This window comes from candidate division KSB1 bacterium (assembly GCA_034505495.1).
Classification (GTDB): Bacteria; Zhuqueibacterota; Zhuqueibacteria; order Residuimicrobiales; family Krinioviventaceae; genus Fontimicrobium_A.
Map to the genome: position 1 here is coordinate 31,376 of JAPDQV010000029.1, position 16,934 is coordinate 48,309.

The following is a 16,934-nucleotide window of genomic DNA, read 5'->3' on the forward strand; positions in this document are numbered from 1 at the left end:
GTCGGAGAATCAGCGCAAGATTCTTAGATTTTTCGGCGTTTCGGGCGGCGTGGTATCCGGCTGCACAGGACCCAAAAACTTGAATCTCATTGCATCAGCCAGAACTTGCCCGTTGGTTTTATTAGTAATCCTCACGATCGATTCTTTACCTTTGGGTAAATAAACACGACCCAAAACATTCCACCGGCCGCTGTTCGTGCTTTGATCTATTGTGCCTTTCAACCTTACATTACCCTGAACTATAACTTCAAAGGGGACTGCCTTTGAAAGATTAGATCCTTTTCCATGCCATTCGGAAATTTCATAAAAACCAGGAACACCTATTGTAGGAATAAAATCAGCATAAGAACTGCCGTCCCCACCATTTGCATAAGCATAACCAATACCGTCGTTATAAATCGAACCATTATACGGCAAATGGCTCCATTGTGAAAAACAGTTATTAGCGGTCGGAAATATGCCGGGTTCATCCTGAACTTCTACCCACGAGCCCGTTAATTTTACAGGGTCACTGCCGGGACTGGTATCATTATTATAGGTATTGCCCACCCAAATATCCGCGACAACCGTCGTCGGTTCTTTGAACAAAAGGATGCCGTCGCCCTGATTGTCTCGCGGCCGGGTCGGAGTACGGACTTCGCCATACAATTCAACTGAAGTAAACAGCTCGCCGTTATTGAATTCAGGATCTTGGCCTCCGCGCAGCCTGTAGTAAGGCCCGGCGTAACCGGGTGCTGCGGCCAATTCTTGCGCCGTCACCGTGATGATGCGTCCTGTTGGGTTGCAGATGGCAGCCCCTTTGTCGAAAAAGCGAACCCAGGCGCCGCTCGGCAGCTCGACCGGATCGGACGTCGGGTAGCCGAGATCGGTATCGAACTCGTCGTGATAATAACCGATGTAGTACCAATCACCGAACGTGCGGCCGTAATAGGCGCCGGAAATCAGTGCCGTCGTCAAACCGTAACGCATACGGGAAAATTTGTCCCTTCCGGTAGTGCGGCTCTCACGCTCATAATCGGTAATCATTGTGAGATTGGGGCGACCTTTTTCCTTCTGTTTCTTTTCCCATTTCAGGTTTAGAGTCACCATAGACTTCCAATCATAAGCAAAGCGCATGAATCCTTCCCACAACATACCGTCGGCATAGTCGAGCACATAACCGTCTTCTACAACACCTGTATTCAAGGTTTCGCAGGCAAATTCCCCAGGATGGAGCGCTTTCATCAGTTGGTGTTCATATTGCAAAAGCTTTTTCGCCCCTTCTGCCCAATGCTGATTGATCCAATCCAGACCGAACTGCTGAAAATCATCTATTCTATCCAAATTCAGATCAATTCCGCATTGGGTTTCAATATCTTCCCGATACAGCTTTAATCGAAATGCATCATAGAATACCATATCGTAGGCAGAAAAATCTTGAATCCGAAAACGGTTATCAACAAACCATTTCCAGGACTCCTTTCCGTCAATTTGTCCTGCGAAAGAAGTGATATTGGGCAGCATGCCGAAACCGCTCATGCGGATGGGGAAACGTACGCTGTCGCCTGCAGGATGTGCATAATCGACGGCAAAAGGACCTGTTGACGGAACTCCCTTGAAGCTGTTGTCTTCTATTTTTGAGAATTGAATCCAATCATCTTTACCGATCAGCGCATAGTTGCTTTGTGCTCGCGTCGGATAACCATAACCGTTAACATTAGTAAAAGGAATTTCCGTGGCTCCTTTGCTGACCGGCTGAGACAACTCCAGAAAAGTTGCATGGTAACAGAACATGGCCGGAGGGTCGTTTCCAGGCCAGGCCCCTTGTCGACTTGTGCCGCCGATCAGCACATCCGGGTTAAGAGCTCTTACCGCATTGGCCAAGGCTACGTGCGCAGAAGTGCCGCCGCATGGCTGGATGAGATCATATTTGGCCAGAAAGTAATCCCTCGAGCTGCCGTAAAATCCGGTCGGACTAAAGTACATGGTTCTCGGGAAAGGCGGATTCCAGTTTTGCGCCCAAGCCGATATGGCTGATAGTAAAGCCAGCGTTATTGCAATTACACTTCGATTCATCTTTCGCCTCACGAGTTAAATAACCGATTGGGTCTTTTCAAATATTGTACCAACAAGCCAGATCCGGCGGCGAATGAATCAAAGCGGAGTTGTCTATTAAGCACCATAAGGCTCTATTATTAATTTAAAAACAGTTATTAATTATACTAAAAACAAAAGTCCAAAAATGTTTTTCTTTAACGCTGCTGTTGTTTCCTTTACTACTCAAGTATTTGGATTGGATGTGTCAATATCGTCAAAAATACAAGCGCCGTTCGCTAGCAAGTCCGATGAAATTCAGGATGATAAAAGTTGTAACACCAGAGAGCCAACTTCTCTTCGCAATGCCTCACCATGATGCTTCCTATTTCACTCTGATGGGCTGAAAGAGGACAGACGGCGCCTAAGGAATCGATCTAATTCCGCAGAACGAACATCCCATGTATGTGCCCGCATAAAAGTTTCTCTTGCCTGTTTTCCTAAACGTGTCCGCAGAGCTTCATCGCGGCTGAGCGTCGAAATATGATGGTAAAACTCTAAAAAGTCTCCCGGCGCATATAAAAGAGCATTGACTTTATGCTGCAAAACTTCGCCTATTTGTCCAAGCCTGGGCGCTACGATTGCCTTTCCTGCCGCCATGTAATCGAATATTTTTACCGGCGAAAAATAGAACAAAGGCATTGGCGGATAGGGGGCTACGGCTATTGAAAACAAGCTGATATATCGTCCGACCAGCTCATAGGGTACGGTGCGTACGAAAACTATTCGCTCTCTGAGCAGGGAAGGGAAGGAATCAATAAAATCTTTTTGCGCACCTCCGCCGCCGACGAACATCAGTTTGACATGCGGCTGTTTGCAAAGCAGCTCGACAAGCAGGTCTCTTACCTCCTGCAGCCCGTGCCACTTGTGCATACTGCCTAAAAATCCAATAATTACATCACGGTTGTGTAAATTTAGCTCGCGTTGTATGGCTTCTGTTTCTGATTTGCTCGTCTGTTCAACAGGATCGGCGCCGTTTGGAATGACGACTATATTCGTTTTCCATCGGCCGTGGGTCTGCTCATAATAAATCCGCGAGATATTAGATTGGGTAAACACTCCATCGGCAAAGCGAAGCATCATTCTCTCGCAGAATAATAAAGGTCGTTTCCATAGATGCGGGCCGCCGTGGTAATGTATCCATTCGTAGGAACAGGCGCCGTCTGCTTCGACAATCAAAGGAATTTTAAAGAGGCGTGCAACTCCCAATGAGGAAATTCGAAAAGCATCCAATCGCACGATTAGAAGCTTTGGTTTGATTTGACGGGCGAGGCGGCATTCTTTAAAGAAATCAATTAGATTGAAAACAATCTCCTTAGGGGTAAAAAGAAATCGTCGTAACAAAGAATAGAAAGGAATGGTTCGGCGTCTCAGTTCTCTTGAAGGCTCATTCCGGCCGTCACGGCGCCAGGCAAAAGTAACTTTCCAACCGTGTTTTTCAAGGCCGCCCAGCAATTTCAAAGCTTTGATGGTGGATCCGATAGAGCTGCCGTAAAGATCATTCATGTAATTAAAATAGAGGATCCTTTTCATCATTGGGGTTAGAGCTCCATCTTCCAAAAGGTGTGCAGGCTAAGAAAGGGAAATAGCACTGTAAAAAGGTTTTGCAGGGGAGAAAACACTCGACAAATAGCATTGGCTAAGCGCATCGGCATATGCGGATGCCAAATCCAGGGGAATATTCCCATCAGGAATTCCTCGCTATAGCCGACAAATTCGCAACGTCGAAAACCGGCTGCGTAAAAGATTTCTTTAATTCTTTTAGGCGTAATGAACTGTTCCAACTCTTGACGTTTCCAAAAATCGAACGGTGCCCAACCGTTCGGTTCGCTTTGTCCGCTTTCCTCGAAATATCGTTTCAACAGGCCGGCTGTGTTCGAATAATTGGGAATAGATAAAAACAAATATCCGCCATCTTGCAGCACTCGCCGAAACTCTTTGGCTGCTTTCGGCATGTCAGGATAATGTTCAAAGCTGTCAAGGCAGAGGATAAAATCAACTGAACCAGAACGAATCGGCAAAAAATGCCCGTCGCTTTGAACAAAGCAGGCGTTCTCTTTTTTGATTTCAAAAACCGTTTTCTGTATAACGAGATCCAAACCGATATACGTTCCGTTTTCGAATATCGTCGACAACAATCCGCGTCCGCACCCCACATCGAGAATAATGCCGCTTTGCTCGTGGGGGATATTGAGCTGATGAAAGACCTTTCGCAAGAGATCGGTCTTAACCTGATTGTACTGGGTAATGAAAGGTGAGCTGACCAATGAGGCCTGCTCTTGATAAAATCGTTGAATCTGCTTTTGTTGAGTCATGTTTATTCTTTTTGATTACTTTTTCTAATGAAAAACAGCAGACTCTTCCAGCCCATCGCGCCGGTGATCTGTACAATGACCAGAAAAGTCAATGCACACGCCGCCATAGCCGGTAAAGCTGAAAGATGATGCGGATAAAGCAGCCTGCCGAGGCCATACATTATACAGGAAGCGACCGCTATTTTTAGGACGTAAAAAGCCAACTGCCTATAGATGAGCCGATAATCCAGCAGATAGAAGAAAGCATAAAAAAGAGCTGCAAGAAAAATGAGCCATTCGGTGATGACCGTCGCGGCCGAGGCACCCAGCGCCTGAAAACTGCGAATAAGGAAAAAGTTCATGACCAGATTAGCCGCCAATGCCGCCGTTTGAAAATAGACGATCATTTTTTGTTTGCCCGCGGCGCTATACAGGCTGACCATATAGATGTTGGTCATTTGCGCAAAGGCTCCCCAAACCAATATCTTTAAAAAAACAGCCGCTTCAGTAAAATCTTTACCGAAAATCAAAGTGATAAAGAACTGGGAAAAATGAAAAACGAAAGGAATCATGGGGATTGAAAAAAACAACAAAAACTTTAAGCCTTCGGCGAACAGCAAAGAGGATCGCTGATTATCCTTGATGTTTTCGGCCAATTGCGGCAGAAAGGCCGTTGCCAAAACTGTGGGGAGAATAGTAGCCAGGTTTAGGAACTTGAAGCCGGCGGAATACAAGCCGACCTGACTCATCGACGAAAGAGATGAGAGGAGGAGAATCGCAGTGTAATTGTAACATACTGCTAAAAAAACACTCAAGCCGAACGGCAAACCTCTCGCAAGAAACAGTTTGTTCTGTTTGTAGCGTAGTGAAATTGAAATAGGGAAGAACTTTTGATGCAGCAACAGCAGACAAAGAATGAATTTGCATATCTCCGCCGCCACGAAAGAGAGGAGAAACGTATGGATTCCAAAACCTTTGACCAACAAAAAGATCCCCAATGCAACGGAAATTCCTTTGTCAATGACGGTGGCCAAAGTTTCGAATTCCATTTTTTGAAATCCGCGAAAGACGGCAAAAAAGGCATTGGAAAAACCGGCAAATATCGCGGAAAAAGTGAAAATCAGCACGGCGTGCACAATCGTACCTTCAAGGTTGCTCAATTTCAAGTAAGACAGGACGATTAAGCCGGCCGGCAACACAAGAAAAATTTTAGTACCCAATACAGCGGCAAAGAGTTTGGCGGCGATGTTGCGATTCTTGGATACTTCTATCGTCAGAAAAGTGGACAAACCGAGATCGCTGAACAGGTTGAAGAAAAAACCAAGGATGCCGGCCAGATTATAAATGCCGTATCCGTCGCTTTTAAGGTAGCGTGCAACGAACGGTACCAGGAGGAAAGCCATGGCCGTATAGAGGATCTGGCTGATGCCGGTAAAACTGATGTTGCGGTAGAGTTGTCTCATAGAAAGCGGCTATGAGGTAAAAAAGCGGAAGAGCGATTTCCAACAGCAGCTTGGGGATACTTTTTGTTTCGGAGGATCTTTTGCTCGACGACCTGGAGACCGATCGCCATGCCGATCAACCGCCAATGCTGGAGCATAACTTCCAATAGGCGATAATCTGGTGCAGCGAAATGGTAGATGAGAATCCCCAAAAGTCCGCAAAGGACGGCGAATCCTATATTGTATACATACCAGTCATTAGAGCGCAGGAGTTTGAAGGCTTGAACAAGGGCAATTATATTAATAATGATAAAGATGAGGGCTGCCGGTATACCCTGTTCTGCCGCAATCAACAAGTATGCATTGTGAACGATGCGCAATCCTTGTATTTCTTCATCGGCATTGTAGCGATAATTGTCCAATCCGACACCGATTAAAGGATTTTCCCGAATGATCCTCAAAGCGTCACGCGCCAAACCGAGGCGGCTGTGCTTTTTTTCACCGACCAGACTCTCCTGATAATCGTCCATACGGGCCGAAATGACGTCACCGTATTTCCAGGCCATAATAATAAGAAAAAAGATTCCAGAGACTATAAAGAAGGATTTTTGTCTTCTTGTGAGCTTTTTTTGCTTTAATTCATAAAGAGCCATGAAAGTCATCGTAAGAACAAATGCTAACCAGGCGGCTCGAGTGTAAGTTGCAAAAAGAGAACCAAGAGCAAGAACGGCGACGATAGTCCATAAATACTTGACAGCCCTCTTTAAAAACAATGCAAATCGTAAACATAAAGGCAGCAAGGTAATCAGGTAAGCCCCAAATGCGTTAGCAACACCAATCGTCCCATTTACACGCCAATCCTTTGTGATCTCGAAAAAGGGTAATTGAATCGGTCCGACTTGCCATTGCCAGAAACCGATAAAACTTTGAAAGGCAAGTCCTGCTAAAAGTCCATTTGATAAAAAATAAGCTTCTTTGCTCAAAGAAAGACGGGTCATTATGACATATCCTGCAAGCAGGGACCTAATGAAATGTACCAAACGAAATCGAAATTGTGCCGGTTCAACCGCTATTAATTCACCCGTTAGAGCAAGGAGTATATAAAGAACAAGAGATATTTTGACGGTTAAAGAAATCCATCTAATTTTCATATTGATCGTTTGATCCTTCTTGATCAACAGCAAAAGGTAAAGAGGGATATCCATCGGCATGAGCACATCGGCGCCGCGGGCGGTGCCGTCGGACAAAACTCCTAAAACGGCAGTTACTCCCTGGTTTATGGACAAAAAAAATCCCAGCAATGCAAAAAGCCATGCGCTCATAAACAATTCATCTTTTGAAAGCGTTCAGCATCGTCTTCGTTACAATACAATAGTCAACTTTGACCATCTATTGCGGGTTTTCGGCGAAAAAGCATTTCAATACTGACTGCTGCCGAAACAATAATAAAAGCGTCTATAGGAATGCGATAGCGCACCTCGGCAAAAAATATTGCATAACCGATATTCAAGGTCAGAATCGGTACCAAAAGAAGTAGTAGCTTGTTGTTTCGTTCTTTATAAAGAATAATCAAGCCGATGAACCCGAACATCAGTAACGGCAAAAAGGAAATAAAGCTTATTATCTGCTGAAATCGACTCGGCGTAACTGAAACGGAACTAATTCTACTAATCACCGGCGACCAGAAGCGTAGAAATTCAATGAAAAAATGACGGGTAAAAAAGCGAATCGGTTCCTTCGCCAGAATTTTTGAAAGCGTCATCGGCTGCTCAAGACGCCTTAAATCGATTACTTTTATCGCCCTTTCCGGTCTTCCGCTTCTGATTTTCCATAAATAAGCCGCTTTATGAGGATGCAGCCAAATCATGTAACCGTTTGCCGCATGGGAAGGCGAGTCCAAACCAATCAAAAAAGCCAATCTTTGCATGTTTTGCGGCGAGATGTTTTGTGGATAATTCAAAGTCAGCCTAGTATATTTTTCCGGTCGCCGCATGACTGCCGCATAATTCCACCCTTTTGGAGTTTCAGTCAGTCTTATGCTGTCACCATTGATATTGATCTCAGGGGCAAATACCGCAAGGTCTGTAAGATTTGTTTGTGTAACCCCATCACTGAAAACCGGTGATGGAAAATGCAAAGTCGAACCGCCGTATAGGATTATTCCCCAATAGGAGCTGTCCGGCCATCGCCATTGCGGATCGACGACCTTCAAGGCGCCCAGCCGTTGACCGTCCAAAAAGTAGGTGAATACCGCGGCGCTCTCCGGAGATGCGATCTCGACCATAAAGCTTTTGCCGACAAAAACGGGCTTCTTCATGGCATCTTCGTAGCGTAATTGCAGGTCTAACTCTTCGAACACCCTTGTTTCCGCCAAACAGGCGCGGCCGGGGGAAAGAACGCCGAATGTCCGCCAATTGCGGATCGTCCAGGGAGCGAGGATGGCTAGAGAAATCAATGCACTTACTGCCAATGCGGCTACGGCACGCCGCCGATCCTTACGCCAAAAGTAAATCAACCATAGACCATATAAAACTAGAGCCGGTGCGATGACGGGAATGGTAGCAACGCCTAATGATAGGGTCGCGAAAGCCGCAGCAACCCAACCCAAAGATCGTTTTCTTGCATGTAAAATAAAGAAATAAACCGAAGCCGCCAGCAATACGGAAAAAAGCAGCGTACTATATAACAGGCCGGTGATATAAATGAAAAATGGATAGACGGCGGCGATGCCGGCTGCCCAAAGAGCCGCCTCCCGCTTTATTTCCTTGGTGATTTTATACACCAGCCAAACGAGCAGCAAAGACAAAATAGTCTGAAACAATCTCACGCTGAGATACTTTTGTCCCAAGACAGCGTAGGCGCTGGCCATGAACAGCGGATAGACGGGTTCGAGGCAATATTGGTCGAATCGATCATAATAATGCAGGCTCTTGCCGAAACCGTTTCCGGCCAACAGAGATTTTGCCGCACTGTCGTAATGGATTGTATCATAAAATTCGTACTTTTCTTCCAAAGAAAAAACATAAAGCAACCTGACTGCCGCAGCGGCAAAAAGAATCACTCTAAAATCGATCCCAGAATAAAAAGTGAGTTTACTCTTTAGTTTCACTTTAGATGCCCTGATGATTCCTTTTGTTCGGACGCCTTTTTCAGTCGTTCGATTTCCATTTCCAAAATTCCCAGCATTTGTGCTGCCTTGCGGGTCTGCTGGGAAAGCTGCGAAATCTTGATGGAGAAAATGATCAAGACGGCAAAAATAAAAACAAACGCATAAAGAGATACTGCCAGGGCACCGAAACGCACACCGCTGAAGCGGGTCAAAAACTTCATCAAAGAGGGTACGATCACGGCTGAAACAGCAAGCAAAGTGATGCCAATCCAGCCGAGGGCAAAGTTTGCCGTCAGCTTTTTCTTATAAAGGAGAAAAAGCAAAAAGACAATAAAAATTATCCCGATGCCGCCGACGATAAGCTTGGCACGCAGGGTAACGTCCAGAAATTGATTCATGGCGTTGCCTCCCCTTTTCGATGCAGGGTCCGCAGCAAAACCACCAAAATAATCAACAGATTTTTAAAGGGATAAAGGACCGCTTTCCAGGAGGAATGCATTGATGTCCCATATAATCTCTGATTCATACTTAGAGGGAGTTCTTTAACCTTGCAACCGGCCTTGATAAGCATGATGAGCGTCTCATACTCCGGATAATCTTGCGGGAAATTTTTTGCCAAATAGCGCAGCGCCCTTTTCCCGTATAGACGAAAACCGCTTGTAACGTCACGTATCTCGGTTCCGGTAACCAGCCGGATGATTTTCGAAAAAAGAGTGATACCGGCAAATCGCAGCAGACTTTTGCGATAGCCTCGATCTTCCAGAAAGCGCGAGCCGATCAGCAGATCAACAGGATGCTGCAAAAAATCAGACAGCAGAAGCAAAATGTCTTCGGGGTTATGCTGGCCGTCTGCGTCGATGGTCAGCAGTAAATCGCTGTCTGAGCGCATAGCATGCATGAATCCGGTATGAACGGCGGCACTGTATCCCAAATTGAACGGATGTGATATAACAGTCAAGCCGGCTGCAGCAGCAATTTCAGCCGTTTCATCACCGCTGCCGTCGTTCACGAGTACCATATCTGTCTGAAATCCGCTTTTTTGCACATCCTTCAGCACTGAAGTGAAACGCGGCAACAGCATTTTCAAGTTTTGCGCTTCGTTAAAAGCCGGGATGATGATGCTGAGTCGTTTTTTTTCTTGGCTCACCTTCGCTTTCCCCTCAGCTCATAAACAAAAATGTCGGGTTGAAAACGCGGATTACGACTGTCGAAACGTCCGATCAATTTGCCCGTCCGATCCAGCCAATCAAAAAACTGGACACGATCCCATGAGATCGTCGGATACTGCTTGAGAGTTTCTTTCCATGCAAAGATTTGGCGACTAAATCCGTCGGCCACGTAATAAAAAACCGCTTCTTTCTTTAATAGAACATTGATGGTGTCCGCCAAACCGGTTGTTTTTCGGGTGATTCCGATGGATTTTATGCGATAACCATTATCTTGCTCTTTCAAATCAGGCAAAGGCGGCGGGTAATCTTCGACAAGGATTAGAGACTTGAGCGGTATTTTTTCGAGAATCCATTCGCGCGCCTGGAGGCGCGGATCCGTGTGTCCCATCGCCTGCCAATATTTAATGCCGCGCGAGAGGTTGGATACAAACGCAAATATGAACACCGCCAGGGCCGCTGCTTTGGCCGTGCGGGCCTTTTGCTGAAAGAGAGCGTCCAAAGCGGTAGCCGTCGAGACCATCAACAAAGGAATGATCGGCAAAAGATGACGAATTGCCTTGACGGCCATAAGCTCGAAAAAGAGATAAAAAGTGAGGATCGACAAAAGCAACAAAATGTCCTGACGGCGATGGCGGATGATGAGAAAGATAAGTGAGGCGGCTGCAGCGACCGTAAGAGTCATGCCGAAGCTTTCGGGAAATGCATTCGGATAAAAGACGCCATAGCCGGGGGCATGCCGCCCGGTCCAGTAAGAAAAGAGTTCACCGCCGCTGCCGATTTTGCCGATTTTTTCGAAACGACCTCCGCCGATGATTCCGCCCCAGGTCTCGTGGAAATCCAGCCAGATTAGGGGACAAGCAGCCGCAAAAGCAATTATTCCGACGACGACAGCCAGAAGCAGATCAAGGCTCAACAATTTGCGCGGCAACTCACGCAGAGGAAATCGCATGAAATGCGCCGCCGGAAGCAGAACCGCCCAAACAGCCAGGCTGAACTTGGTCGCAACCGCAACGGCTAATGATGCAGCAGCGAGCAAGTAATCCCTGCGACGTCCGTCCTGTAATATTCGCACGCAAAAATGGATGAACAGCAAACCCCAAAACGCCGCCGCCGTATCGACCGTGCTGAAATGCGCGTGATTGACCAGCGCCATATTTACAGCGGCTAAAATTGCCGCCGCAAAGGCGGCAGTTTTAGAAAAAAGGCGTTTTGCAATAAGGTAAGTCAAGACGACCAGAGCAGTGCCCAACAACACCGACAATAGTCTGCCGACGAGGAAAAACTGAAACGGCTGGGCGAAATAAGCTGCCTTGGCAGCGGCGAGCGAATCGAATCTGCCGAAGAGAAGTCCGAAAAAAATATAAGCACCGACAGCTGCCGCGAGCATGTATGTGAAAAAGGGAGGATAAACTTCGATCGCAAAAAAAGCCTGTTTGTCCATAAATCGGCTGTCGAGCAGCCTGCCGGCCTGAGCAATCAATTTGATTTCGTCCGGATGAAGCGCCAGCGGCTTACCAAAATCGATGTGATAAAGGCGAAATCCGGCTGCGATAATGAGTATCAAAACCAAGCCCCAAACTTCTGCATTTATCTTTTTCATTTTCTTACCCTGGCTACGCTCATAAACAGCTTTTCATATTGATCCGTTATCCGTTCCCAACAATAGCGGTCGCGGACTTGCCTGGCCACTTTGCGACGTAATTCTTCAACCACGGCCGGATGATCCAAAAGCATTTGCATTTTTTCCGCGAGGTCCTGATCATCCGTCGGCGAAAAGTAGATGCCGGCATCTTGGAGAACCTCGCGATGTTCGGGCACGTCGTTGGCCAGAACACAATTGCCGAACCCCATTGCTTCCACCAGCGCCGGATGTGTCCCGCCGACTTCCGTCGCCTGTACATAAAAATAGGCGTTGCTTTGCAATTCTCTGTATCCTTGACCAAAGATGTAGCCTGTAAAAATGATACGCGGATCCGCCGTCTGTTTGAGCGCCTCGATATAGGCGCGATTATACGGCGCATCGCCGACCATGACCAGCTTTTTATCGGTTCTCACTTTCTCGAATGCTCTTACGACGCGGTGCGGATTGTTCTCCGGCTCCATTCGACTGACATAGAGCACATATTGCCGCGGTTCGAGTCCGAGCCGTTCCAAGATCTCTTTGCTTTCTACCGGCCCCTCAGGCGCGCCGTAAGGGATAAAAGTGGACTCTTTTTTAAAACGACGGTAATAGTATCGCTGCACTTCCCGCGCATCGGACACAATTGCATTCGGCAGAAAGGTGGCCAGCCATTCGGATATACGGTAATAGAGCTTGCCTGCAAAATTCCATTTTTGCCTTTTCCACTCCAAACCGTCCACATTGAGAACAACAGGTTTCCCCATTAGGCGGGGTATGAAACTGAACAAAGCATTTGCGCTGTTGCAGATAAAAACCACATCATAATGAGTAAAAAAGCTCTTTAATGTACAGAGAAACGTATGGGCAACGGTATCAAAGTATTTATGACTTATGGTCGGCAGTATTTCTATACACACACCGCGATAAAACTTGCCTTCATATTGAATAATGTTTGATCGTCCAAAGACGGTCACCTGATGACCGCGCTGCACCAACCGTGTGGAGAGTTCTTCGGCAAATGTTTCAAAGCCGCCGTAATTGGCAGGGATGCCGCGTATGCCCATTACAGCAATTTTCATCAGCTCGCCACCTCGTCGTAAAACGAATACTCAACGGGTTTTATATCCTTTTCTTTCAGTATCTGTTTTGCCTCCGGCAGAAATTCCGGTTCGAGAGAATGGAGGATGAGCAGATAAATACCTGTCATCCATATGGAACCCAATGTTACTCTGGCGATCAAAGGAAGGTGAAGGTGTCTGCCGGCATAAAGGGCACCCCAGCCGGCAGCAGCAGCAACGGCGGTTGCGATTGCAGCTGTAGATATCGACCCGATAAATCTTTTCATAGAAATGCCTGCCGCTTTGTTTGTCAAGTGCTGAATGAACGGAAAAGCCGCGATCGAGGCAAGGGTGAAGGCAGAGGCGGCACCGACTACTCCCCAGCGTGTTCCTAAATATACTGCCGCCGCCAAAGGGAAAAAGTAGCCGATATTCCAATACAATTCGATTTGCGGTTTTCCCACCGCCATAAATACGGAATCTCGAATCGTGCCGACGGATTTCAGCATTCCCATAGGCGTCATGATGATTAGGGGAAGAATCATTTCGATCCATTTTTCACCCAATACCAACAAAACAATTTCACGTGAAAAAACCGCCAAGATTGCCAACAATGGGAAGGCTATCAGAGAAATGTATTTGGTGGCTCTGAGGTAAGCCTTGCCGAATTTATCGGGTTCATCCTGAAGGCTCGAAAAAGCCGGAAAAACCACACGCGCAACAATTGCAGAGATGCGTGTTACAGGCAACTTGACCAAATAGAGGGCGAGATTATAAACGCCCAAAGCAGCGCTGCCGAGAACGCGTCCGATGATGGTGACATCGGTGTTGGTAATCAAATAAATTGCACCATCGTTTGCGAGCACTTTGGAGCTGAAGCCGATATATTCCCGAAATTCTTTCCACGAAAAATGGCGCCTCGGTCTCCAGGGATGAACGATCCATAGTCCCGCTACGTTGAACAGATCCCGCAATACGGAATTGGCAACCAAACTCCAAACGCCGAAACCGGCTTTGGCCATGATGACGGCTGCCAAACCGGCAGGCAAAACGGAAAAAATTTCCAAAATCGACAGCCGCTTAAAGTCCATTTCGCGGGTCATCAACGATTTCTGTACGATGCCGAAGCTGCCGATAACAAATCCCAAAGCCATTACCAGAACCACAGGAGAGACGACGGGTTTGCGGAAAAACTGCGCCATTGGCACGGCAATAACAGCCGAGAGGAGGTAAAGGAAAACCCCAAAGGCTATACTGCCCCAAAATAGACTCGACAGGTGGTTCGAATCGAGATATTTCCTCTGAACGATCGCCGTCCCAAGGCCTTTGTCGTTGACCATATTGACGGCGACCGTAATGATTGCCGCCATTCCTACCACCCCGAAATCGTCTTTCGACAAAAGCCTCGCCAGCAAAGCGGTCACGCCCAATAAAACCAATTGGAGAATCAACTTGGACGAAGCAGACCAAATGACGCCGGATATGGTTTTTCGCCTCAGAGAACTCAAGGTCTAACCTCGCTTATAAGGTCGGGCAGCGGCTTTCCCGCACCGCGATAGCGGTATACTTGCACAATTGACTTTGAGCCGGTCAGGGTTGCGATTCGCTCATAGTCGATGGCCATACGTTCTTGGAGAAATTCCCAATACCGGTTGAATTTCCTCTCCGTATAGCCGTCAACAATAATGAATGACGGCGGTTTGGCAAGAAAAATCCTTTCGAAATCGGCTCGTTTTTTAAGCTGAAATTCCGTCGGATGGGGCGAATTGAGAAAGGGGCGTAATCCGGCTTCAAAAGTCCAAATGCCGGCACCGCTGAGTACTTGATCATCCTTAGAGGCTTCGCGACGAAGGACTGTTGTGCATTCTTTCAGCGTCTGCGTCGACCAAACCGACTCGTATCGCGGCCCGAGAACCATACCCGAAGTGAAAGCAGTGAGGAAAAAACCAAAGAGCGACAAATTTAATAATGGAGCCTCATTAGCGACCAATATGAGAATGAAAATGAAGCCTATATTAAAAATAAAAAGCACAAAGCTTTCACTGCCCCATTGCAGCTTCATTCCCGCTGTTTCCAAGAGAAGAATCAACAAGATCAAGCCGTAGCCGGCAGTAGTTTTGTTAAAGGAACCGCTATGAATGCCATAATATCGTACAAAATATAAAATGATTGCCGTCATCACCACGGCAATTATTAAATAAGATTTGATTAAATTAAAGCTGTATAAACTGCAAATTTTGGCGCCGACGGCCAAGACCATAAATACAGCAACGGCAATGCTGGTTATTTTCTTAAAAGAGCCCAAGCTCCACAAATCGTCATCATTAAAGGCGCACGCCGTCAACAACACCAGGGGAGGTAATGCTTCGGTAAAATATTGGCTGTAATATCCCCGATGGGCGCTTTGGAAAAGATAGAGCGCGGTAACGACTCCCATCCAAATACCGCTAAACAACCGCACATTGATTGGAGAGCGGCAAAAAGGAGGGCGTATTAAAATTCCTATCGCCGGTAATAAAATTAATGCCGAAAAAGAGAGAGCATGCCGCCAGGCAAGAAGGGTTTCGTCTGGGCTTTGACTGAGAATTCTAAAGCCGCCTTCATCTGCAATACGTAGAGCCTCCGGGGCCTTGCCGAGCAGATGAAAAAGACGGCTGAGAATCAGCGTTGTGGGGTTGAGCTGTGAAAAAAGAATCTCGACGGGGGTCATTCGAAGGCTAAAAACGGCAAAAACTGCCGCCACTACGGCAAGATATCCGGCTGCGTAAAGAGCGACATTTTTTAGAGGTTTGGGATTAAAAAATAAAAAAATCGCCGCGGAAAGCGGCAGATAGAGGGCCGGTTGACGAACATAAAAGGCAAGGGCGGCAGCTGCGCCGCTGATGACAAGCAAAGCCGGACGTCCCTCTTTTAGGCTTTTTGCCAAAAGATACATACTGACGAGGCCCAAAAGGATCGTCAGCGGCTCGGTTTTGACCACCGTGGACCAAACGAGATTCAAAGGAAGAAAAAGCCATAAAATTGCCGCAATCTTGCCAGTCCGCTTGTCGAAAAGCATGTTGCAGAAAAAGTATAAAACCGCTGCGGTTGCGAGCGACGAAAACAACGGCAGCAGCCGTCCGACCCAAAGATGCCTGCCGCCGATGCCGACAAACAACGCCAATAAAGCCACATAAAAGGGCTGTCGCGAGCTGAAATCGGCTACCGGCCACAACCCCTGCAGCAGCAAATGGGCGTCGAGAAGATGCGCGCCTTCATCTGGATTAATCCACCGCAACGGCAAAAGCGCTGCCCTCAGGAGGAAACCGCCTGCAAAAAATAAAGGAAGATCGGTCCGATCCTCATTTAATCTCAGTGCTTTATAGATATTCATTTCAAACAAACTCGTTAATGATCTGGGAGATCAAGTCGATCTCCTCATCCTCCAGCTCCGGATAGTTGGGCAATGAAAGGACTTGCTCCGCATAGTGTTCCGCAATAGGGAAATCCCCCTTCCGGTAGCCGAGAAATGCATACGCTTTCTGCAAATGACAGGGCACGGGATAGTGGATTTGGGTACCCACGCCTTTCTTGGCCAAGTAATCGCGCAGCCGATCGCGCTCCGGATGACGAACGACATAAAGATGGTAGACATGACGACATCCTTGCCGCTCGATAGGCTTTTCAATCGCCGGATTTATGATTAAGCGATTGAAGCGCTTGGCGATGGCGCGACGACGTTCGTTCCATTGATTCAGGAACGGCAGTTTGGCCGATAAAATGGCGGCCTGCAGCTCATCCAATCGGCTGTTGAAACCCAGGATGTCGTGATAATAACGCTGCGACTGGCCATAGTTTCGCAGCATTTTCAGTTTTTCCGCTTCTACCGGATCGTCGGTTACAATCATGCCGGCATCGCCGAATGCGCCCAAGTTTTTGCTGGGATAAAAGCTGAAACAGCCGTAATGGCCGAACGTGCCGGTCTTTTTTCCTGCTACAGCCGCGTCATGGGCCTGGGCGCAGTCTTCGATCACCTTGAGGCCGAAACGATCAGCAACCTTCATGATCACCGGCATATCGCAGGGATGACCGTACAGATGCACCGGGACAATCGCCTTGGTCCTTGGTGTTATGGCAGCTTCGAGTTTAAAGGCATCCAGACAGTAGGTCTGTGGATCGATGTCGACAA

13 protein-coding genes are annotated in these 16,934 nt (G+C 47.2%); all 13 read right to left on the reverse strand.

The window, feature by feature from the left end:
* Positions 1-9: 9 nt before the first annotated feature.
* Positions 10-1,863, reverse strand: coding sequence for a putative glycoside hydrolase (locus ONB24_11250; protein ID MDZ7316693.1), 1,854 nt, complete (start codon positions 1,861-1,863; stop codon positions 10-12).
* A 540-nt stretch (positions 1,864-2,403) separates the two neighbouring features.
* The gene (locus tag ONB24_11255; GenBank protein ID MDZ7316694.1) at positions 2,404-3,609 is read right to left on the reverse strand and encodes a glycosyltransferase family 4 protein; all 1,206 of its coding nucleotides are present in this window, start codon (positions 3,607-3,609) and stop codon (positions 2,404-2,406) included.
* Between the two features lie 5 nt (positions 3,610-3,614).
* Positions 3,615-4,388: a class I SAM-dependent methyltransferase gene (locus ONB24_11260; GenBank protein MDZ7316695.1), complete on the reverse strand. Its 774-nt coding sequence runs from the start codon at positions 4,386-4,388 to the stop codon at positions 3,615-3,617.
* 2 nt (positions 4,389-4,390) lie between these two features.
* Positions 4,391-5,830, reverse strand: coding sequence for a flippase (locus ONB24_11265; protein MDZ7316696.1), 1,440 nt, complete (start codon positions 5,828-5,830; stop codon positions 4,391-4,393).
* Positions 5,827-7,131: an O-antigen ligase family protein gene (locus ONB24_11270; protein ID MDZ7316697.1), complete on the reverse strand. Its 1,305-nt coding sequence runs from the start codon at positions 7,129-7,131 to the stop codon at positions 5,827-5,829. Before ONB24_11270 ends, ONB24_11265 begins: the two co-directional genes overlap by 4 nt.
* A gap of 53 nt (positions 7,132-7,184) precedes the next feature.
* Complete coding sequence (locus ONB24_11275; GenBank protein MDZ7316698.1) at positions 7,185-8,918, reverse strand: glycosyltransferase family 39 protein; 1,734 nt, start codon at positions 8,916-8,918, stop codon at positions 7,185-7,187.
* Entirely contained in the window at positions 8,915-9,316 is a 402-nt protein-coding gene (locus tag ONB24_11280; GenBank protein MDZ7316699.1) for a DUF2304 domain-containing protein, read from the reverse strand. The genes ONB24_11275 and ONB24_11280 overlap by 4 nt, the downstream gene beginning before the upstream one ends.
* Positions 9,313-10,065, reverse strand: a complete 753-nt coding sequence (locus ONB24_11285; protein MDZ7316700.1) for a glycosyltransferase family 2 protein — start codon at positions 10,063-10,065, stop codon at positions 9,313-9,315. Before ONB24_11285 ends, ONB24_11280 begins: the two co-directional genes overlap by 4 nt.
* Positions 10,062-11,687: a glycosyltransferase family 39 protein gene (locus ONB24_11290; protein MDZ7316701.1), complete on the reverse strand. Its 1,626-nt coding sequence runs from the start codon at positions 11,685-11,687 to the stop codon at positions 10,062-10,064. Before ONB24_11290 ends, ONB24_11285 begins: the two co-directional genes overlap by 4 nt.
* The gene (locus ONB24_11295; GenBank protein MDZ7316702.1) at positions 11,684-12,787 is read right to left on the reverse strand and encodes a glycosyltransferase; all 1,104 of its coding nucleotides are present in this window, start codon (positions 12,785-12,787) and stop codon (positions 11,684-11,686) included. Before ONB24_11295 ends, ONB24_11290 begins: the two co-directional genes overlap by 4 nt.
* Positions 12,787-14,274 carry an MOP flippase family protein gene (locus tag ONB24_11300; GenBank protein MDZ7316703.1) on the reverse strand — a complete coding sequence of 496 codons (1,488 nt, stop codon included), beginning with the start codon at positions 14,272-14,274 and terminating at the stop codon, positions 12,787-12,789. The genes ONB24_11295 and ONB24_11300 overlap by 1 nt, the downstream gene beginning before the upstream one ends.
* Complete coding sequence (locus ONB24_11305) at positions 14,271-16,139, reverse strand: glycosyltransferase family 39 protein (protein ID MDZ7316704.1); 1,869 nt, start codon at positions 16,137-16,139, stop codon at positions 14,271-14,273. Before ONB24_11305 ends, ONB24_11300 begins: the two co-directional genes overlap by 4 nt.
* Before the next feature lies 1 nt (position 16,140).
* A partial coding sequence (locus tag ONB24_11310) for a DegT/DnrJ/EryC1/StrS family aminotransferase (GenBank protein MDZ7316705.1) occupies positions 16,141-16,934 on the reverse strand: 794 nt, incomplete at its 5' end.